The sequence below is a fragment of the Bradyrhizobium sp. USDA 4516 genome, from assembly GCF_054055915.1.
Map to the genome: position 1 here is coordinate 8986422 of NZ_JBSRXT010000001.1, position 18098 is coordinate 9004519.

Sequence of the window (18098 nt, forward strand, 5' to 3'; positions counted from 1 at the left end):
GGCTAGCCACTCGCCTCCCGTAGACCGCCGTAAGTGCTCCACGATGTGCCGGCAAGCCAGCCGCAATCGACCGGCACGTTGGCGCCGGTCATCGCCGAGGCCGCGTCGGAGGCCAGGAATGCGACGACGCGGCCGATCTCCGAGGGATCGACGAGCCGGCGAAGTGCTGCATTGGCAGCCAGCGCCGAGACATCGCGCTCTCCGCGATCGATGGCATTCTTCAGCGCCGGCGTCAGCGTATAGCCTGGGGACACGGCATTGACGCGGATGCCGGACGGCCCCCATTCGGCCGCGAGGCATTCGGTGATGGCAATCACCGCCGCCTTGGCGGGCGCATAGGCATGCAACGGCATCGAGCGCATGCCGGCAATCGAGGCGATGTTGACGATGCTGCCGCGCTTGCGCGAGATCATCTGCCGCGCAAAGGCAACGCAGGCGACATAGGTGCCGCGCTGGTCGACGCGCACGACGTCGTCCCAGGAGGTCATCGGCAGCTCGTGCGGCCGGACCGGCACCTGGATGATGCCGGCGCTGTTGACCAGCACCGCGACCGGGCCGCAGTCGCGCTCGATCGCGGCCGCACAGGCCTCGACGCTGCGCTCGTCCGCCACGTCGGCCGCAAACGCCTTGCCACCGACTTCCGCCGCAACTGTCTGCGCCTTGGCGATGTCGCGGTCGACGACGGCGACGAGATCGCCGGCCGCTGCGAGCTCACGCACGCACGCAGCGCCGATGCCGCTGGCGCCGCCGGTAACGACGCTGATCCGCGTCTGTGCAGTCATGGCGCGCGCTCCCCGGGCTCTCCGCGACGCTGCGCGAACCATTCGACGACAAAGTCCATCAGGCCCTTTCGCAGGCCGATGGCAAAGAACAGGATCACAATGCCGAGCACGATGCCGTGATACTCGGTCAGGCGGGTAACGGTATCGTTGAGGATCAGCAGCAGCACCGTGCCGACCATCGGTCCGAGGAAGGTTGTCACGCCGCCGAGCATGTTGATGAAGATGCCCTCGCCCGAGATCGTCCAATAGGCGAACTCGGGATAGGCGCCGGAGACGAACAGCGCCATGATGATGCCGCCGGTCGCGGCGAACAGCGCGGCGAGCACAAAGATCGTCAGCTTGGCGCGCCAGACATCGATGCCGATGAAGCTCGCCCGCGTGGCGTTGTCGCGGATCATGCGCAGCGTGTAGCCGAACGGCGATTGCGCGATCTGGCGCATGAGCAGCAGGCCGATCACCAGCAGGGCGCAGCTCGTGATGTAGAGATGTAGATGATTCGACAGATCGATGCCGAGAAACGGCGGCCTCGGGATCCCGCCGCGCAGTCCCTGGTCGCCGCCGGTCAGCGACTGCCACGACAGGATGGTCGAGTGAATCAGCATCTGGAATGCCAGCGTGACGAACGCGAAATAGATCTCCTTCAGCCGCACGCAGATCGCGCCGATGACGACGGCGACGACCAGGGTCATCGCCAGCGTGGCGACGAAGGCCACCGGGATCGGCACGCCGGTCTTCTGCATCATCAGCCCGAAACCATAGGCACCGAGGCCGAAGAACATGCCGTGGCCGAACGAGATCAAACCGGTGTAGCCGACCAGAAGGTTGAGCGACGTCGCGAACAATCCATAGGCCGCACAGCGGATCACGAAGTCGAGCAGCTGCTTGCTGCCAAAGATGAACGGCAGCAGCGCGAGCAGGACAAAGGCCACGAGCGCGATCAGCACATCGCGGTACCGCTGCGGGCTGGCGTCGATCCGGGCAACATCGAGGGGCTGCGTGCCCTGCCCGGCCTGCAATTCGGTCATGCGACCTCCTTGCCGAACAGCCCGGTCGGGCGCGAGACCAGCACAATCACCATAAACAGATACATCAGCCCCTCGGTGAACAGCGGGAAGCCGAGCGATCCGAAGGAGCGGATCAGGCCGATCAAAAGCGCGCCGATCAACGCGCCGAGGATCGAGCCCATGCCGCCGATCACGGTCACGATGAAGGACTCGATCAGTACCGAGAAGCCCATGCCCGGCGTCAGCGAGCGCACTGGCGCGGCAAGCGCTCCCGCCAGTCCCGCCAGCATGCCGCCGAGCGCGAATACGCCACCATAGATCAGCCCGGTATTGATCCCGAGCGCCGAAACCATCCCGGGATTATGCGCAGCCGCACGGATCACCTTGCCGATCCTGGAGCGCGCCAGCCCCAGGCCGAGAACAACGGCCGCGGCGAGCGCCACCCCGATCAAGAGCAGATAGTACGGCGGCACCACGCCGCCGGCGATGAACAGCGGCGGCACCTGGAACGCGGCCGGCATGCCCATCGACTTGAACTCAGGCCCCCAGATCATGCGGACGACATCGTCGAAGATCAGCACGAAGGCGTAGCAGACCAGGAGCTGCATCAAGACGTCGCGGCCGTAAACCCGGCTCATGAACACGCGCTCGAAGATCAGGCCGAGGATCGCGGTGCCGACGGCGCCGCTCAGCATCGCCAGCGCGAAGCTGCCGGTGAGCTGATAGGCCGTCATCGCGAAGTAGGCGCCGAACATATAGAAGGCGCCGTGGCTGAAATTGACCACCTTGAGCACGCCGAAGATCAGCGTCAGCCCAACGGCGACAAGGAACAGCAGCATGCCGATGATCAGGCCGCTGGTGGTTTGCGTCACCAGGCAGGCAGGGCTGGCAAGGCAACTGGCGAGCGCGTCGAGGTCCACGGAAAATCATCCATCACGGCGGGCCGCAACGTCGGCGCGCGACAAACATCAGATGCGAGGCGAAGGCAGCAGATTGCCGCCTCCGCCCGACATGCGGATCAGGTGTAGCCCTTGCTCTTCTTCCACTCGGCTTCGAGCTCAAAGATGGTCTTCCAATCTCCGGCCTTCACATCGGGCACATAGGGCTCCTGCGGGATCGTGGTGCCCCAGCCGATGGCGTAACCGACCAGCGTGTGATCGTCGGCGCGCATGGTGACGGTGCCGTCGGCGCCGAACGGGCACTTGATGGTGAGGCCGGTGAGCGCTTCCGCGACCTTCTTGCCGTCGGTCGAGTTCGCCTTCTTGACGGCCTCGTTGAGGAACATGACCGCCGTGGCGTTCTGCCACGACCAGTTGGTCGGATACTCATTGTACTTGGCCTTGTAGGCGTCGCCCCAGGCGGCATTTTCCGGCGTCGGCGGGAATGTCTTGATGTAGCGGTCGCCGGAGTGGATGCCCTTGGGCAGGTTCTTCACCACGGTGAGTGCGGTGTAGTCGGCCATGTTGACCGCGAACACCTCCATCTGGGTGAACATCGCGTAGATGTTGGCCTGGTCGATGTAGGAGGTGAGATCGCCGCCCCACAGGCAGGAATAGAGCGCCTGCGGCTTGGCCTGCAGGATCTTCGTCACCACCTCGGTGTAGTCGGGTTGGAACAGCTTTGGCCAGGACTCGCTGATGATCTCGACGTCGGGCGCGAACTTCTTCAGGTACAGCACGAACTCGCCGGTGGTGTCGCGGCCATAGGCATAGTCGGGCGAACAGGTCGCCCATTTCTTCAGGCCCTTGGCCTTGGCGATCCCTGCCGCGTAGCTGGCGCCGACGATCGAGTCGTGAATGCCTTGCCGCACGCAGCGGAAGGCGTTCGGGATGTGCTGCTTGGGATCGGCGGTCAGCGATGACGCTTCCGAGCAGGTGTGGATGCAGAGCACGCCGAGATCCCGCGCCACTTCGTGAACCGCGAACGATCCGGAGGACGCTTCGCCGTCGAGCAGCATCTCGCAACCGTCGGTGTTGACGAGTTCGCGCGCGATGCGCGCGGCTTCCTGCGGCTGCCCCTTGGAGTCGCGGATCACCATCTCGATCTGCCGTCCGGCAAGGCCGCCGGCGGCGTTGACCTTCTCGACCTCCAGCAGCACCGCGTTGCGCGAGGACGTCCCGAGCTGCGCGACGCGGCCCGACAGAATGGTCGGCATGCCGATCTTGATCGTCTTGGCCTGTGCGCGCGCCGCCCATGGCGCGGCAAAGCTCACCGCACCGGCGCCCATCAGCGCAAGCGTCGAGCGCCGGGTGATGCCCGGTTTCCGGGTGCTCTTCATCATTCCCCTCCCTGTCGGGTTCGCGTTCCCAAAATCCCTGCCGGAGATCGTTTCGTCTCCATGACCACGATGTTTTCAGAGCAAGGGGGGTGACGTCAAGCCAAAGATGAATTACGACTCATAATTCATCTAGGGAGAAAACGGCGCCGGAATCGGCCCCGCGGGCGGCAAATGATCAACCTTTCCAGCTTCATCGCATTTCATGCCCGGCGGACTCCGGACCGCTGTGCGCTGAAATATCGCGGCGAGGACGTCTCCTACGCCGACTTCGATCTGCTGATCCGGCAGGTCGGCGGCTGGCTCGCGGGGCGCGGGATCGCGCCCGGCGATGTCGTCGCCGTGCTGATGAAGAACAGCACGGCCTTTCTCGAGCTGGCGTTCGCGACCAGCCATATCGGCGCGGTGTTCCTGCCGATCAACTATCGCCTCTCGGCCGATGAGGTCGGCTACATCGTCGGCAATTCCGGCGCGCGCCTCTTGGTCGCCGACGAGGAGTTTGCCGCGATCGCAACCGGCGGCGCGCCGGTCGTGCTGCTCGATGAGGTCGCGCAGTCCAGCGTCACCAACCTTGCGCCCGACATCGCGCCGGCGCCGATCCATGTGCGCGGGCCGCGCGACCTGATGCGGCTGATGTACACCTCGGGCACGACGGATCGTCCCAAGGGGGTGATGCTCAGTTACGAAAACATCTACTGGAAATCCGCCGACCAGACCCTGGTGCTCGGGCTCAACGTCGACACGCGGCTGCTCGTCGTCGGTCCGCTCTATCACGTCGGCGCGCTCGACCTGCCCGGCATCGCGGTGCTCTGGCATGGCGGCATGCTGTGCATTCACCGCACCTTCGAGCCTGAACCTGCGCTCGCCGCTATCGAGCGCGAGAAGCTCAACGCGGCGTGGTTCGCGCCGGTCATGACCACGGCCCTCCTCACTCATCCGAACCGCGAGCGCTACGACGTCTCCAGCCTGCAATGGGCGATCGGCGGCGGCGAGAAGACACCGGAAGTCCGCATCCGCGCCTTCTCTGACTATTTCAAGAACGCGCGCTACATCGATGCCTACGGCCTCACCGAAAGCTGCGGCGGCGATACCTTCATGGACGCGGGCCGCGAGATCGAGAAGATCGGTTCGACCGGCCGCGCCATCGCCCATGTCGAGATCGAGATCCGCGACGATGCCGGCAAGCGCCTGCCGGCCGGCCAGAACGGCGAGATCTGCCTGCGCGGCCCGAAGGTCACGCAGGGCTACTGGAAGGATCCCGAGAAGACCGCATCCGCGTTCTTCGGCGACTGGTTCCGTACCGGCGATGTCGGCTATCTCGACGACGACGGCTTCCTGTATCTGACCGATCGCAAGAAGGACATGATCATCTCCGGCGGCGAGAACATCGCCTCCTCCGAGGTCGAGCGCGTCATCTACGAAATGCCTGAAGTGCGCGAGGTCGCGGTGATCGGCCTGCCGGACCCGCGCTGGGGCGAGAAGCCGGTCGCGATCGTGGTGCTGGCCGACGACGCCAAGCTCGACCTGCCCAGTCTCACCGACCACTGCCGGACACGGCTCGCCGGTTTCAAGGTGCCGCGGCAGCTCGTCATCCGCGACAGCCTGCCGCGCAATCCATCCGGCAAGGTGCTCAAACGCGTGCTCCGTGCCGAACTCGAGGCCACCGCATGACGCAAGCGACATCCGCCAAAGTGACAAAACTTAACCGGGTCGAGCGCAACGCCTGGACCAAGCAGAAGATCTTCGACGCCGCGACCAAGGTCGTCGGCAAATACGGCTATGCCGAAGCCTCGGTCGCGCGCATCACCGAAGCCGCCGGCGTCGCGCAGGGCACCTTCTACAATCATTTCGAGAACCGCCAGGAGCTGCTTGACCAGCTGCTGCCGAAGATCGGCCTCGACATGGTCCGCTTCATCCATGCGCGCACCGGCACCGCGAGCGAGGCCCGGCAGGAGGTCGAGCGCTTCGGCGCCTTCTTCGATTTCATCCGCGAGGTGCCGGAATTCCTGCGCATCCTCAACGAGGCCGAATTCTTCGCGCCGATCGGCTACCAGAAGCATTTTGACAACATCTCGAGCGCGTATGTGCGGATCCTGCAACGCGCGCGGGCTGCGGGCGCGACCAACGCCTTCAGCGACGAGGAATTCGAGGCCATCGTCCAGGTGCTGATGGGCGCGCGCGGTTATCTCAGCCGCCGCTATTCCTATTCCGAGCGCGGCGTCACCGCGGTGCCCGACTATGTGATCACGGCCTATCAAAAGCTGGTCACCCGCGGCCTGTTCACCACCAGCGACAAGGGAAGAAAGTCATGAGCGCTGAGGGCACCATCCTCGTTACCGGCGGCAGCCGCGGCATCGGCGCGGCGACCTCGACACTGCTCGCCGATCAGGGGCATCGCGTCGTCATCGTCGACATCGCGCCCGAGCCGCTGGTTGGAACAGCCGCCGTGCTGTGGCCGGCGCCGTTCGACGTCGCGAGCGAGAGCGCCGTTGTCGCGGGCATTGCCGATATCGAGACCGCGCATGGTCCGATCAGCGGCCTCGTCAACGCCGCCGGCGTGTTCGGCAAGATGCACACGATCGAACGGGTGCGGATGGAGCAATGGGACCGCGAGGTCAATATCGACCTGCGCGGCACCTTCCTGGTCGCGCGCAGCGTCGGCATCGGCATGGCGAAGCGGCGGCATGGCGCGATCGTCAACGTCGCCTCGGTGGCCGGCATGACGTCGGGCCCGATCCATGCCTATACCGCGGCGAAGGCCGGCGTCATCCAGATCACGCAGACGCTCGCCGCCGAATGGGGGCGTTCCGGCGTCCGCGTCAACGCGGTGTCGCCCGGCTTCACCCGCACGGCAGCGCTCGAGGCCGGCATCGCATCGGGCGCCCTCAACAAGGATCTGCTGGCACGGCCGACCGCGCTGAACCGGCTGGTCGAGCCGATCGAAGTGGCGCAGGCGATCGCATGGCTGCTCTCGCCGCAGAGCAGCGGCATCACCGGCATCAACCTGCCGGTCGATGCCGGCTACATCGCGGGCACCACCTGGGCCGCCTATGGCGGCCTGCCGGAAGCCCCACGCAGCTGAGGACAACGCATGAATATCGAGCTTCCGCGCAAACACCTCGATCTGTCCTCCGCCATCGCCGAGGGTGACATCCGCGTGCTGCTGATGGTGCTGGTGCATATGACCGGCGACGAGAAGTGGCTCGAGCCGCCCTACAAGCCGAAGCGCGACGTCCGTCTGATCCCGGATCCCGACGCCGGTGTGCCTCAGGAGATCCAGGACGAGATTCGCGCGGCGGTCCTGAACCTGTTCGCGAACGGCACCCCGAAGCCCGTCATCACCGATCCCGGCAATGAGCTGATGCTACGGATGATGCGCGCGACGCTCGGCGACAATGTCGCGCCGGAATATGCGCCGCTGATGCGGGAGGAGATGGGCTTCATCCCACGCGACGCGCGCTGGCGCGAGCGCCCTTCTGGCGAGAAGCTGGCGCAGCAGCATGTGCTGATCGTCGGCGCCGGCGTCTGCGCGATCGCGCTTGGCGTCGCGCTCGGCCGGCTCGGCATCCCCTATACGATTGTCGAGAGGCAGGACGAGATCGGCGGCACTTGGTACGTCAACCGCTATCCCGGCTGCGGCGTCGATACGCCGAACCACTCCTATTCCTTCTCGTTCGGCGCGCGCAATCCGTGGACCCGCTATTTCGCGCAGCGCCAGGAGCTGCTCGATTATCTGCTCAAGGTCGTGCGCGAATACGACATTCGCAAGCACGTCCGCCTCAATACCGAGCTCGTAGCCTCGCGCTGGGACGAAGGCAAGCGGCGCTGGATCTCGACGCTGAAGACTGCCCGCGGCGAAGAGACCTTCGAGTCCACCGCGCTGGTCAGTGCGATCGGCCAGCTCAATGATCCCTTGCCTGCCCGCTTTGAGGGAGACGAGGCCTTCACCGGTCTGAAGGTTCATTCGGCGCTGTGGTCCGATGATATCAAGCTCGACGGCAGGCATGTCGCCGTGATCGGCACCGGCGCGACCGCGATGCAGCTGGTGCCGTCGATCGCCGACCGCGTCGCCTCGGTCACCGTCTACCAACGCACCGCGCAGTGGGCGCGGCCGGTGAAGGGCTATTCCGATCCGATCACCGAAGGCGCGCAGTGGCTGCTCGCCCATCTGCCGTTCTATGTGCAGTGGTATCGCTTCAACATGTTCTGGCGTTACGGCGACGGATTGCTGCCGTTCCTGCGCAAGGATCCGGCCTGGCCGCATCCGGACCGCGCCGTCAACAAGGGCAACGACCGGCATCGCCAGGAGCTCGCCGACTTCATCCTGTCCGAGCTGAAGGATCGCCCCGACCTGATCGAGAAATGCATGCCGACCTATCCGCCCTACGGCAAGCGCATCCTGCTCGACAACAACTGGTTCAAGACGCTGACCAAACCGAATGTCGAGCTGGTCACCGACAAGATCGACCATTTCGATCGGCACGGAATCGTCACGGCCGACGGCACGTCGCGGCAGCACGACGTCGTCGTGATCTCGACCGGCTTCAAGGTCTCCGAGATGGCGGCGCGGCTCAACATCACCGGGCGTAACGGCAAGAACCTCAAGCAGACCTGGCGCGACGACAATCCGACCGCCTATCTCGGCCTCACCGTGCCTGATTTCCCCAACCTGTTTCTGATGCTCGGTCCCAATTCGGGCCCTGCGCATGGCGGCAGCGTCATCTTCCAGTCGGAGTGCCAGAGCCGCTACATCTCCGCCTGCCTTGTCAAGATGATCGAGAACGACATCGCCGCGATCGACGTGCATCCCGACGCGCATGACGCGTATATCCGCGACGTCGACGCCGAGCACGAGCAACTGATCTGGACGCATCCGGGCATGACGACCTACTACCGCAACAGAAGCGGCCGGGTGTTCTCGGCGATGCCGTGGCGGTTCGTCGACTACTGGAAGATGACGCACGATCCGGACTTCACCCAATATCGAACGACCAAGTCGCGACAGGACTCCTGACCTGAATTCCCTCGCTCGTTAACTTGACAGATGGCCATAACTGCCGCAGCATTTCGCTGACTGCACCTGTTGGGGTGCTGGAGCGCTTGCTCCTCGCGTCGCAGGAATTGATGGACGATTATGGGATCGGCCGTCAGGCAGCAGAAGCGGACAGATGTCCGTCGGACCACCCCTTGGAGAGGAGCATGACGCCACCGGCGCAGGCCAGCGACCTTGCTCAGCGGCAAGGTCTCGGTGCACGTTGAGGCAAACAGCAGCTGCTAGCCGCGTGCGCCACCGACAATCTGAACATATCCGCAGGACAGGAGCGCAAAGGCCACGCGCTTTTAGGTCCCGAAACACGACTGGTCGATACCAGACATCCTTCGCTAAAACGAAGTAGCAGGGCCCCGCGATGCTTGACTGCACCGGGGCCCGTTCGTTTGCCCGCGAGCTCCCCTTCGTCACGCCGCATTGCGCCCCCGCACGGGATCGGGAACAATTGTCGCGACGAGATGAGGAATGATGATGGAAAAGCCGCGGGTCCGAATCTACACCGACTACAAGTCTCCCTATGCCTATGTCGCCAACAAGCGGCTGTTCGAACTCGAGGAGACATACGGCGTCGAGCTGGAATGGCTGCCCTACACGCTGCGCATTCCCGAATTCATGGGCACGGTCGAGGAGCGTACGCCGCACTTTTGGCGCAAGGTGCGCTACGCCTACATGGATGCGCGCCGGTTCGCCAACGCGCAGGGACTGACCATGAAGGGGCCGCGCCGGATCTACGACGCCTTCTACGCCAGCGCCGGCATGCTGTTCGCGCAGCGTCACGGGCTGTTCCGGCCTTATCACGATACGGTGTTCCGGAAGTTCTGGAACCACGAGCTGGAAATCGACGAGCTGGCGGAGATAGCCGGCGTGATCACGGCGATCGGTGGTTCCGCCGACGCCTTCGAGGCCTATGTTCGCGGCCCTGCCCGCGCCGAACATGATCGCATCATCGACGAGGCCGAAGCGCTCGGCGTGTTCGGCGTTCCCAGCATGGTGTTCAACGGCGAATTGTTCTGGGGCGGCGACCGCATCGACATGCTGATCGAGCGGATCAAGCAGCCGGAGACGATCGCGATCGCGCTTGGCGGCCGGCACCGGACGTAGGCGCCGACCGTTTCGAATCGGCCTATCGTCGCTGATCGATCAGCCTCCGTTCAGGATCGCCCAGCACGCGGTGCGTTCCAGCACGGGTTTCAACGCCGCGCGATCGCCGGCATCGAGCGCAGTAAACTTCTGGCGCAGCTGCTGCAGGCATTTGACCTGATATTTGAACGGCGCCAGCGCGTAGGGCAGTCCCCAGACGTTGATCTCGAGCCGTTCGAGGCCCTTGGCGAAGGCATCCGCGTTGGCCGCAAGGAACGGCAGATAAAGTTCGCCGGCGATCCGAAGCAGCGCCTCGACGAACCCGCCAAGCGCCTGCTCACGAGGATACCAGTCACCCTCGACACCTGATGCATCGTCGAGCCGCCGTACCCAGTGATCGGTAAACGGCGCGCGCTCGCGCATGATCCGCATCGGGGTCGGGTCGGTCGCCATCTCGCTGAGCTGGCCGAACCAGGCAAAATCCGCCAGCGACGGCCGGCTGCCGAACAGATAGTTGCTCATGCCGACATGCGGCTCGAACGCTGCAAGCGTCCGCCGGTAGCTCTCCTCCAGCAGCGGTCTGTTCTCATCCGTCGCGCCGAGAATGACCATGCGCGAAATCTGCCGCTGCCGGAACTCTTCGATTTCCTCGCGGCTGCCGGCCTCGGCCTCCGATGTCGACCACTCCTCGCCGGCCCAGCGCGAGACATAGGCCTGATCTTCCGGATCCCACCAGCGATAGAGAAACAACGGCTTCACCGCCCATTCGTCGGCGAGGTCCTCGAGCAGATCGCAGATGAAAGCGATGGCCCTGTCCTCGGGGATCACCGACCGTCCCTGATGTCGCGCCTCCAGATCATAGGCCAGCGTCGTGGTCTCGCCGCGGTAGCTGCCGTCGGGATATTGCAGCACCGGGATCAGCATCGGCTTCAGATGCGCGGTTGCCTCGCGAAGCGCCTTGGTCATGATCACCCAGTCGTGTGGGATCCGGCGGTAGCGCATCAGCGCGCGCAACTTGATCGCATAGGGCGAGGCGGTCGAGCCGATCAGGCGATAGCGGTTCTCCGTCATGACGATACCTCCGAAAATGCCGGATTGCCGTACGGATAGAACTGCGCGAGATCGACGTTCTTGTACGGCAGCTTGTCGAGATGCGTGGTACCGAGGAACGGCTCGTCGGGCTCGACCAGGAGGATCGTCTTGGCAAATCCATTGTCGTCGAAGCCGCGCCGGAAATGGACCCGCGACTTGATCGCCATCACGTCGAAGGCGCCGATGTCGGGCACCAGGGCCTCAGCGAGAACGGCTCCATGACCTGCACCAGATAGGTGGACAGGATCAGCACATTGTTGCGGCCGAAGCGCACGCAGACCCAGAACTGGCCATAGCGATCGCTCATTTTGGTGCGCCTCGGATGTTTTCCGCATTGTGGCATTGAAGGCGCGGCGCGCCAATCCGCTCCGCATTCGGTTTTTGCCCGCCAGACCTGCAAATACGCAGGCGCAGCCGCAGCTTGCCGCTGCGCGGATTCTGCCATGGTCCGCCGCAACAATCGGGCCGCGGCCCCGCAGACATCTCGAGGAGAGAACGCCATGAATCCCCCCGTCAGCTCGCCCGCGATCAAGGTCGTCAAATCGGTTCGCGAGCAGGTGAGCGCCGAGGAGTGGCAGGCCCGCGTCGATCTTGCCGCCTGTTATCGGCTGACGGCGATGTACGGCATGACCGAGATGATCGCGAACCACATTTCCTGCCGCGTGCCCGGCACCACCGACCAGTTCCTGATCAATGCCTACGGCATGCTGTATGAGGAGATCGACGCCTCCAGCCTGATCAAGGTCGACGTCGAGGGCAACACGCTGCTCAACGCCACCGAGTACGACGTCAACGTCGCCGGCTTCGTGATTCACAGCGCCATCCACATGGCCAAGCACGACATGGATTGCGTCGCGCACACCCATACCCCGGCCGGCATGGCGGTCTCGGCGATGGAATGCGGCCTGCTGCCGCTGGCGCAGACCTCGATGCGCTTCCTGCACATCGCCTATCACGACTTCGAGGGCATCGCCGACAATGTCGACGAGCGCGAACGCCTGGTCCGCGACCTCGGTGACAACGAGGCGATGATCCTGCGCAATCATGGCCTCTTGGTCGTCGGCCGTACCGTGCCCGCCGCCTTCAACGTGCTGTTCCGCCTCGAGCGCGCCTGCCAGACCCAGGTGATGGCGCTGTCCTGCAACACCAAGCTGATCTATCCGCCGCAAAATATCCTCGAAGACACTTATGAGCGGATGCTGCCGAAGCCGGGCCGCGCCGCCCGCAACGGCGAACTCGCCTGGCCCGCGCTGCTGCGCAAGCTCGACCGGGCGGATCCATCGTATCGGGATTGAAAGCGAAAGCCGGCGCAGGCTTTCTCCATTCGTCGTCCCGGCGAAGGCCGGGACCCATAACCACAGGGTAGCGTTGTTGAAAAACAGGCCGTGGCCCCAGCGTCGCGCAACAATTCGCATTCGTGGCAATGGGTCCCGGCCTTCGCCGGGGGCGACGCTGAAATTTGTTGCACGATCTGTGGGTCACACATCCGCATTCTCGCGGCGTGTTTCGCCCGAGCTTTGCTCTTCGTTCCGCCCTCTCTTGAACAGAGGGCGCAGGGAAAGCCGGGTGCCGATCGCACCCATGGGCCCCGAGCAATGGGTAGAAAGCTCGGGGGTAGGACCACAGGTGTAACCGGAGCAATCCGGCTTTCCCTGCGCGATGGGCTACGGCTTATTTCGTGCTCTCCCCGGCGAGACTGGGCTTTTTTGTCACCGTCTTCGCAACGCGCACTGCGCAATCGGAAAAGACACCTGCCGCTAGGGCGTCAGGACCACACGTCTATATTTTGAGACGTTGGTAGACGACTTGAGATCAACAAAAGCCTTTAAAACAAGGGGTTTTCGATTACCCTGCGGTTTCGGCTTTCAGCGCGTCTGCCAAATATAGGGCCGGGACCTTCGCCCACCGTTGCCACGAAAAGCGAAGGCCCGGTCCATGGTCCCACCCTTTGGAGAGCTGAACCATGAGTACCGAGATTACCACACCCACCGCGCCCGCCAAGCGCGCGCGGAACCGCGCCGTCATCCTCACCGACCGCTTGTGTCAACGGCGCGTCACCAAGCGGGAGAAGATTTACGACGCCAAGGCGCGCGGCCTCTTCGCCTCCCTGACCGTGTCCGGCGTCACGGCCTTCTCGCTCAAGTTCAGCGACCCGGGCACCGGCAAGCAGCGCACGGCGTGGCTCGGCATCCACAGCCCGGCGTTTAGCGTCGATGACGCCCGCGCAAAGTGTTATGCGCTCAGGGGGCTGGGCGCTGCCGCCCTCGCCGAAACCTTCCGCGACCGCAAGGCGCAGCAGGCCAAGCGCGGCAAGACCGTCGATGAGATCATCGCGGAGCGCGCCGAGTGGATGAAAACGCCGGTCAAGAAGGCGGACGGCGAGATGCGGCCCCGGATCGAAACGCACGCCAACGTCGAGAGCCACCTGCGGCGCTTCCTCAGTCCCCGGCTCGGCAAGAAGATCGCGAGCGAGGTGACCCGGAGCGACATTGCGCAATTGTCTGACGACATCGTCGCCGGTCGACACGGCGGCAAGCCGTCGATTGCCAACGCCCGCCATATGCGCCGCGCGGCGTCCGGCCTGTTCAACTGGGCGATGCAGCCGCCGCGCGAATACGTCGCCGCGTCCCCTTGCGCCAACCTGCCGCCGCTCGACACCGAGCACCCGCGCACGCGCGTGCTTTCAGAGGACGAAATCCGGACGCTGTGGCACGGCCTCGACAGGACCGACCTTCCCTGGTCTCGCCCGACGTGCCTCGCGCTGAAGTTCGCTCTGGTCTCGATGTTGCGCTCCGGCGAACTCTTGGGCGCGCGCCGTGATGAACTGTTCGACCTCGACGGCGAAAACCCGCGCCTCGATGTCCCGCTCAAGCGGGTGAAGAAGCGGCGGATGATCCAGCAGCCGCTGTCCGATCTGGCGGTCGAGATCATCCGCGAGGCGCTGGCCGACGATGATCAGCAGTTTGTTTTTGAAAGCCCGGTCTATCCGGGCCAGCCGATCCACCGCTTAGCGATGGGAACAGCGTTGCGCGGCACCAAGCATGAGAAGAACCCGAACAAGAGAAAGACGCCGGGACTGTGCGGACTTCTGGGATTGAAGCCATTCACAGCACACGATTTGAGGCGGACGGCGGCGACCTTGGCTGGCGACCTCGGCTTTGACGATGCGTGGATCGCGCGATGCCTCGATCATGCGGCCAGCAAGAAGGGCGACACCATCGTGCCGACCGTCACCGGCAAGGTCTACAATCACAGCAAGCGGATGAAGGAAAAGCGCGCGGTGCTTGACGGCGTCGCGGCGGAATTGCGGCGGATCATCGGCAGGCCCGCAACCGTCAATCCGAAGCTGCGGCTCGCGGCCTGATAAACGTCAACCTCGATAAGTACGGCCCGGTCAGCGTGAAGCTGGCCGGGCCTCCTCATTAGCGTCAACAAAGTTGACGCTCGATGCAGATTTTCGGCTCCAACTTTTTTTAGGGGTTTACTGGAATTAAAATGTGCTTATGGGGAGAAGTCGCCCGAGATATGGAGCGACCTGATGATGACAGACGATCATCCCGCCGACAAAATTCCAAACACCTCCGTAACGACCGACCCCGACGATCTTGAGCTTTGGGATCGGCAGACCGTCCAGAAGTTTTTCGGCGGCACGAAGAAGCCGATCCACCTCTCGACGCTGTATCGCGGCATCGCCAGCGGTCTCTATCCGCCGCCGGTCAATGTGGGCGGCAACGTAGCCCGTTGGGTCGGGCAGGAATGTCGCGCGGCACGTCAGCGCATGCTCGCTGCACGGACGCGGCCCGTGCCGACGACGCTGCCGCGCCGGGGACGACCGCCCAAGAAACGCGAGGCCGCTGCCCCTTCTGGCATCGGGGAGTGACGGCCATGGCAAACACGGACATGGCGACCGAAGCAAAGCTGCTTGCGTTCGAAGCGGAAGATGCTGCACCGCGCAGCGCGCGCCCGCGTCGCATGCTGAGCGAGGAGAAGGTGCTGGAGATCGTGCCGTTCTCGCGCGCTACGCTCTGGCGGAAGATCAAGGGGGATAAATTCCCGCCGCCGCATCATGCCTCGGCCAAGCGGGTGTTCTGGTACGAGGACGAGATCGTCAAATGGCAGGACGCGCTCGATTGAGCCAAATTGGAAGCGATCTCCTGATCTACACATGAAAACGCGGCGAGCCGCCGAAGCTCGCCGCGTTCAAACCTCAAGCCTCTGATGTTGGATTAGGCGGCCGACAAACCAGAGGACCGATCAATCCCTCGTTCTGCACCGAAAGGATGCCGCCTTGTATGCCATCGAAAACCCGCCCGCAAGACCGCACAAACTACCGCCCCGACCTTGAAGTCCCCGTTGAGCAGTGGGGCACCATCAAGGGCGCAACCGACAAGGTCACATGGTTTGCGTGCATCGATGCCGCTATCGTCGCTGAGATGGTCCCGAGATCATTCCTGCACCTTGCGGTGAGGATGGCAACGCAATGGCTCAACAAAGAAAGCGGGCTCACATGGCGCAGCGCCGCAAATCTCGCGTCAGACATCGACATGGCCAAGTCAACCGTCGAAGGACTATTGGAGGTCGGCGTCGCCGTTGGGCTGCTCGTCAAGGTCAAGCGAGGCAAGCGCGGGAGAGGCAAGCGCACCGCGATTTACCGGCCCGCCATACCGGACGTTTTAATACCCGATGGACCGGGATTTAAGCTGGACGAAAAACCCGGTGGGCCGGGATTTAGCGCGCCTGTCAAACGCAGCCGCAAATCCCGGTTTGAGCAGCCCGCAAATCCCGATTTTGGCCCATCCAAATACCCGGCCCACCGGGATGACTTACCAGTAGAAGTAATCCCAGAGGATATAATCCCGGTGGCCGCGCCACAGCGCGGGGCCAACACTGCCCGTGGGGATAGTTCTAACACCACCCGTGCTGATAGTGAGTGCGCGGACGGCAGCAGCGCAGTTCCCGAGCCGCTCGCATCTCAACCAAGCGCGCCTGACGGCGCTTGGAGCGAGCCGGACATCGCGCCACGATCAACATCTTCACTGCCTCGACAACCTCCCAATCGCGACAACCCCGCACCCTCAGTAGGTCGGCCCCCGAACGGCTCGCACGCTGACGCCGATGCCGAGCGCACCGCCGTGCTCGATCATAGCCGCAAAGTGCTCGGCGCAGGGTGCGAGGCGCTGGTCGCGAGGTTCCACGATGCCGAGCGCGCGCTCGATCCGGACAGCGCTACCGAGCGCGTGTTCGATTTGATCGATGTCGCTGCTAACGAGGATGATCCAGTCGCGTGCATCGAAAACGCAATCAACATTGCGGAGGGCTTGGGCCGCCAAGCAGCGTACCGGCAATGACAACCGAGAGGAGCGAGAGCGCATGACGCAGAGCAGAAATCAGAGACGACGTGAGGTCATGATCGTGGAGCTGCGTGAGCGAGTGCCGGAGGTCAGGCTGATCGCGGCGATGCTGTTTGTGCTGCAGGGGCGCGGCGAGATCGGGCCGGTCGCGGAGCCGGAACGCAGGCTGGACGAGTTTCTGGGCACCTGCTCGATCCGGCAGCTCAAGCTGCTTCGCGTGATCGCACAGGAGCTGACGCTGCATCGCGAGGGGAGAATTCACTGAGCCATGACGACGCCCTACGCCCGCGCGACGAGCGGCATCAAAGACCCGCGCCGACCGGATGTCGGCAGAAAGCAAAGGAGGACGTTACAATGACGAAAATTCTTGATCAGGCCCGAAGCGATATCACAGCGCAGTTCATCGCAGACCAGCTCATGGTGCTGCTTGATCGCAAGGCCGACCTGAGCAGCGGCAGGGGCCAGATTTTCAGAGAATGCCCGACCTACAACGACGGCCTGACCAATGGCGAGATATGCCTCGCCACGCTGAAGGCGCTGAACATGGTCGCGCTCCGTGTTGCGTACGACCTCGAACAACTGGAGCGGGATGTCTCCGCCTGATGCGCCAACATACCCTGCGCGTCCATGCGTTGGCCGGAGCTGGCCGGGCTCGACACCGGCCAACGCGAACGCGCACCAGCGGGCCGCGCTGTGGCGTGCAGAGGCGGTCGCTTATCATTCGCATCAGGGAAGCATCGCATGAACAGGCACGCCCGCCGGGCTTCCGTAAAATCGATCCGGCACAGCGACCTGACCACGAACTTGGTCAGCGCCGACACGCCGCTCGATAGTCACCCGATCCTTCATCACGCGGTGCAGAACTGGTACGGCAACATCGCGAGCCGCCGACCGATCTGCATCGCCTGCAAGACGCCCTTCCATGGCGGTGAGACGCGCGTCGGCGCGTTCCTGCTGTCGGTGCCGGTCGGCGCGCCCGACATCGTCGTGACCAGCGCGTTCTGCTCGGGATGCCATGCGACGCTGACCTTGAGCGAGATCGAAGCCGCCTGCACGCGCGTCCTGCGGCAGCTCGCACCCGGCGGCAGGTTTCTGCCATGACGCGGCCGCTCGATCATCGTCTGATGCCTATTGACGGTCGCGGTCGCCGTCCTCCCGCCGATGTTCTTGCCAGAGCCATCCGCGACCACCTGCTGCGAACCGCTGCGCATCGCTTCTGCACCGGCATGACGGATCGTCAGGCAGCGATTGTGCTGCGCGCGAAGCTGGTCCGATACCGCGCAGGCGCATGGCGGCGTGATCGCGTCGAGTTACGCTGTCCTGACCGGCATCGCGGCACTATCAGCGAACTGCTTTGGACGGTGTTCTCCATCCGAGATGCGGTCCCCGGCGACCGAACGATCAGGGCGGCATTGGCGCTCGATCCGTTTTCCGTTGCCCACTGATTATGCTGCACTCGATCCA

At 64.0% G+C, this 18098-nt stretch carries 21 protein-coding genes; 14 read left to right on the forward strand and 7 right to left on the reverse strand.

All coding sequences use genetic code 11. The features are described from left to right. Nucleotides 1–2: 2 nt before the first annotated feature. From ACVI1L_RS41830 to ACVI1L_RS41845, 4 genes are all read right to left on the reverse strand, one after another. Nucleotides 3–782: an SDR family NAD(P)-dependent oxidoreductase gene (locus ACVI1L_RS41830; protein ID WP_456785477.1), complete on the reverse strand. Its 780-nt coding sequence runs from the start codon at nucleotides 780–782 to the stop codon at nucleotides 3–5. Next, on the reverse strand, nucleotides 779–1807 hold the full coding sequence (locus tag ACVI1L_RS41835) for a branched-chain amino acid ABC transporter permease (protein WP_456785478.1): 1029 nt from the start codon (nucleotides 1805–1807) through the stop codon (nucleotides 779–781). The genes ACVI1L_RS41830 and ACVI1L_RS41835 overlap by 4 nt, the downstream gene beginning before the upstream one ends. Next, nucleotides 1804–2706, reverse strand: a complete 903-nt coding sequence (locus ACVI1L_RS41840) for a branched-chain amino acid ABC transporter permease (RefSeq protein WP_304496297.1) — start codon at nucleotides 2704–2706, stop codon at nucleotides 1804–1806. The genes ACVI1L_RS41835 and ACVI1L_RS41840 overlap by 4 nt, the downstream gene beginning before the upstream one ends. A gap of 98 nt (nucleotides 2707–2804) precedes the next feature. Beyond that, the gene (locus ACVI1L_RS41845; RefSeq protein ID WP_456785479.1) at nucleotides 2805–4064 is read right to left on the reverse strand and encodes an ABC transporter substrate-binding protein; all 1260 of its coding nucleotides are present in this window, start codon (nucleotides 4062–4064) and stop codon (nucleotides 2805–2807) included. A gap of 171 nt (nucleotides 4065–4235) precedes the next feature. Here ACVI1L_RS41845 and ACVI1L_RS41850 point away from each other — a divergent pair, with 171 nt between their 5' ends. The 5 genes from ACVI1L_RS41850 (at nucleotide 4236) to ACVI1L_RS41870 (ending at nucleotide 10212) form a co-directional block, all read left to right on the forward strand. After that, the gene (locus tag ACVI1L_RS41850) at nucleotides 4236–5732 is read left to right on the forward strand and encodes an AMP-binding protein (RefSeq protein ID WP_456785480.1); all 1497 of its coding nucleotides are present in this window, start codon (nucleotides 4236–4238) and stop codon (nucleotides 5730–5732) included. Beyond that, nucleotides 5729–6373 (forward strand): TetR/AcrR family transcriptional regulator, encoded by a 645-nt coding sequence (locus ACVI1L_RS41855; RefSeq protein ID WP_057020547.1) that lies wholly within the window; start codon nucleotides 5729–5731, stop codon nucleotides 6371–6373. Before ACVI1L_RS41850 ends, ACVI1L_RS41855 begins: the two co-directional genes overlap by 4 nt. Beyond that, a complete protein-coding gene (locus ACVI1L_RS41860) occupies nucleotides 6370–7143 on the forward strand; it encodes an SDR family NAD(P)-dependent oxidoreductase (protein ID WP_229188805.1) in 774 nt (257 codons plus the stop codon). The genes ACVI1L_RS41855 and ACVI1L_RS41860 overlap by 4 nt, the downstream gene beginning before the upstream one ends. Nucleotides 7144–7152: 9 nt before the next feature. Beyond that, entirely contained in the window at nucleotides 7153–9075 is a 1923-nt protein-coding gene (locus tag ACVI1L_RS41865; protein WP_456785481.1) for an NAD(P)-binding domain-containing protein, read from the forward strand. A 507-nt stretch (nucleotides 9076–9582) separates the two neighbouring features. Beyond that, a complete protein-coding gene (locus ACVI1L_RS41870; RefSeq protein ID WP_456785680.1) occupies nucleotides 9583–10212 on the forward strand; it encodes a DsbA family protein in 630 nt (209 codons plus the stop codon). Between the two features lie 39 nt (nucleotides 10213–10251). Here ACVI1L_RS41870 and ACVI1L_RS41875 read toward each other — a convergent pair whose 3' ends face one another. The 3 genes from ACVI1L_RS41875 to ACVI1L_RS41885 are packed head-to-tail and all read right to left on the reverse strand — an operon-like array spanning nucleotide 10252 to nucleotide 11590. Then, nucleotides 10252–11262, reverse strand: a complete 1011-nt coding sequence (locus ACVI1L_RS41875) for a glutathione S-transferase N-terminal domain-containing protein (RefSeq protein ID WP_057020550.1) — start codon at nucleotides 11260–11262, stop codon at nucleotides 10252–10254. Beyond that, nucleotides 11259–11477, reverse strand: coding sequence for a hypothetical protein (locus ACVI1L_RS41880; protein ID WP_456785482.1), 219 nt, complete (start codon nucleotides 11475–11477; stop codon nucleotides 11259–11261). Before ACVI1L_RS41880 ends, ACVI1L_RS41875 begins: the two co-directional genes overlap by 4 nt. After that, nucleotides 11450–11590: a hypothetical protein gene (locus ACVI1L_RS41885; protein WP_456785483.1), complete on the reverse strand. Its 141-nt coding sequence runs from the start codon at nucleotides 11588–11590 to the stop codon at nucleotides 11450–11452. The genes ACVI1L_RS41880 and ACVI1L_RS41885 overlap by 28 nt, the downstream gene beginning before the upstream one ends. 193 nt (nucleotides 11591–11783) lie before the next feature. Between ACVI1L_RS41885 and ACVI1L_RS41890 the strand changes: the two genes are divergently transcribed. The 9 genes from ACVI1L_RS41890 (at nucleotide 11784) to ACVI1L_RS41930 (ending at nucleotide 18079) form a co-directional block, all read left to right on the forward strand. Continuing rightward, a complete protein-coding gene (locus tag ACVI1L_RS41890) occupies nucleotides 11784–12578 on the forward strand; it encodes a class II aldolase/adducin family protein (protein WP_456785484.1) in 795 nt (264 codons plus the stop codon). Between the two features lie 668 nt (nucleotides 12579–13246). Beyond that, nucleotides 13247–14647, forward strand: a complete 1401-nt coding sequence (locus tag ACVI1L_RS41895) for a tyrosine-type recombinase/integrase (RefSeq protein ID WP_456785485.1) — start codon at nucleotides 13247–13249, stop codon at nucleotides 14645–14647. A gap of 174 nt (nucleotides 14648–14821) precedes the next feature. After that, nucleotides 14822–15163: a helix-turn-helix transcriptional regulator gene (locus ACVI1L_RS41900; protein ID WP_456785486.1), complete on the forward strand. Its 342-nt coding sequence runs from the start codon at nucleotides 14822–14824 to the stop codon at nucleotides 15161–15163. Between the two features lie 5 nt (nucleotides 15164–15168). Continuing rightward, nucleotides 15169–15417 (forward strand): helix-turn-helix transcriptional regulator, encoded by a 249-nt coding sequence (locus ACVI1L_RS41905; RefSeq protein ID WP_456785487.1) that lies wholly within the window; start codon nucleotides 15169–15171, stop codon nucleotides 15415–15417. A 158-nt stretch (nucleotides 15418–15575) separates the two neighbouring features. After that, the gene (locus ACVI1L_RS41910) at nucleotides 15576–16631 is read left to right on the forward strand and encodes a hypothetical protein (RefSeq protein WP_456785488.1); all 1056 of its coding nucleotides are present in this window, start codon (nucleotides 15576–15578) and stop codon (nucleotides 16629–16631) included. Nucleotides 16632–16689: 58 nt separating this feature from the next. After that, nucleotides 16690–16899: a hypothetical protein gene (locus tag ACVI1L_RS41915; protein ID WP_456785489.1), complete on the forward strand. Its 210-nt coding sequence runs from the start codon at nucleotides 16690–16692 to the stop codon at nucleotides 16897–16899. An 89-nt stretch (nucleotides 16900–16988) separates the two neighbouring features. Further along, the gene (locus ACVI1L_RS41920) at nucleotides 16989–17237 is read left to right on the forward strand and encodes a hypothetical protein (RefSeq protein ID WP_456785490.1); all 249 of its coding nucleotides are present in this window, start codon (nucleotides 16989–16991) and stop codon (nucleotides 17235–17237) included. Nucleotides 17238–17375: 138 nt separating this feature from the next. Further along, a complete protein-coding gene (locus tag ACVI1L_RS41925) occupies nucleotides 17376–17735 on the forward strand; it encodes a hypothetical protein (protein WP_456785491.1) in 360 nt (119 codons plus the stop codon). Continuing rightward, complete coding sequence (locus ACVI1L_RS41930; RefSeq protein WP_456785492.1) at nucleotides 17732–18079, forward strand: hypothetical protein; 348 nt, start codon at nucleotides 17732–17734, stop codon at nucleotides 18077–18079. Before ACVI1L_RS41925 ends, ACVI1L_RS41930 begins: the two co-directional genes overlap by 4 nt. Nucleotides 18080–18098 lie beyond the last annotated feature (19 nt).

Excerpts from the sequence above, each read along its gene's own strand:
- ACVI1L_RS41925 (WP_456785491.1), top strand. The coding sequence starts at position 17,376 with ATGAACAGGCACGCCCGCCGGGCTTCCGTAAAATCGATCCGGCACAGC.
- ACVI1L_RS41850 (WP_456785480.1), top strand. The coding sequence starts at position 4,236 with ATGATCAACCTTTCCAGCTTCATCGCATTTCATGCCCGGCGGACTCCG.
- ACVI1L_RS41920 (WP_456785490.1), top strand. The coding sequence starts at position 16,989 with ATGACGAAAATTCTTGATCAGGCCCGAAGCGATATCACAGCGCAGTTC.
- ACVI1L_RS41830 (WP_456785477.1), bottom strand. The coding sequence starts at position 782 with ATGACTGCACAGACGCGGATCAGCGTCGTTACCGGCGGCGCCAGCGGC.
- ACVI1L_RS41905 (WP_456785487.1), top strand. The coding sequence starts at position 15,169 with ATGGCAAACACGGACATGGCGACCGAAGCAAAGCTGCTTGCGTTCGAA.
- ACVI1L_RS41865 (WP_456785481.1), top strand. The coding sequence starts at position 7,153 with ATGAATATCGAGCTTCCGCGCAAACACCTCGATCTGTCCTCCGCCATC.
- ACVI1L_RS41870 (WP_456785680.1), top strand. The coding sequence starts at position 9,583 with ATGGAAAAGCCGCGGGTCCGAATCTACACCGACTACAAGTCTCCCTAT.
- ACVI1L_RS41855 (WP_057020547.1), top strand. The coding sequence starts at position 5,729 with ATGACGCAAGCGACATCCGCCAAAGTGACAAAACTTAACCGGGTCGAG.
- ACVI1L_RS41895 (WP_456785485.1), top strand. The coding sequence starts at position 13,247 with ATGAGTACCGAGATTACCACACCCACCGCGCCCGCCAAGCGCGCGCGG.
- ACVI1L_RS41845 (WP_456785479.1), bottom strand. The coding sequence starts at position 4,064 with ATGAAGAGCACCCGGAAACCGGGCATCACCCGGCGCTCGACGCTTGCG.
- ACVI1L_RS41885 (WP_456785483.1), bottom strand. The coding sequence starts at position 11,590 with ATGAGCGATCGCTATGGCCAGTTCTGGGTCTGCGTGCGCTTCGGCCGC.
- ACVI1L_RS41835 (WP_456785478.1), bottom strand. The coding sequence starts at position 1,807 with ATGACCGAATTGCAGGCCGGGCAGGGCACGCAGCCCCTCGATGTTGCC.
- ACVI1L_RS41875 (WP_057020550.1), bottom strand. The coding sequence starts at position 11,262 with ATGACGGAGAACCGCTATCGCCTGATCGGCTCGACCGCCTCGCCCTAT.
- ACVI1L_RS41930 (WP_456785492.1), top strand. The coding sequence starts at position 17,732 with ATGACGCGGCCGCTCGATCATCGTCTGATGCCTATTGACGGTCGCGGT.
- ACVI1L_RS41915 (WP_456785489.1), top strand. The coding sequence starts at position 16,690 with ATGATCGTGGAGCTGCGTGAGCGAGTGCCGGAGGTCAGGCTGATCGCG.
- ACVI1L_RS41910 (WP_456785488.1), top strand. The coding sequence starts at position 15,576 with ATGCCATCGAAAACCCGCCCGCAAGACCGCACAAACTACCGCCCCGAC.
- ACVI1L_RS41890 (WP_456785484.1), top strand. The coding sequence starts at position 11,784 with ATGAATCCCCCCGTCAGCTCGCCCGCGATCAAGGTCGTCAAATCGGTT.
- ACVI1L_RS41900 (WP_456785486.1), top strand. The coding sequence starts at position 14,822 with ATGATGACAGACGATCATCCCGCCGACAAAATTCCAAACACCTCCGTA.
- ACVI1L_RS41860 (WP_229188805.1), top strand. The coding sequence starts at position 6,370 with ATGAGCGCTGAGGGCACCATCCTCGTTACCGGCGGCAGCCGCGGCATC.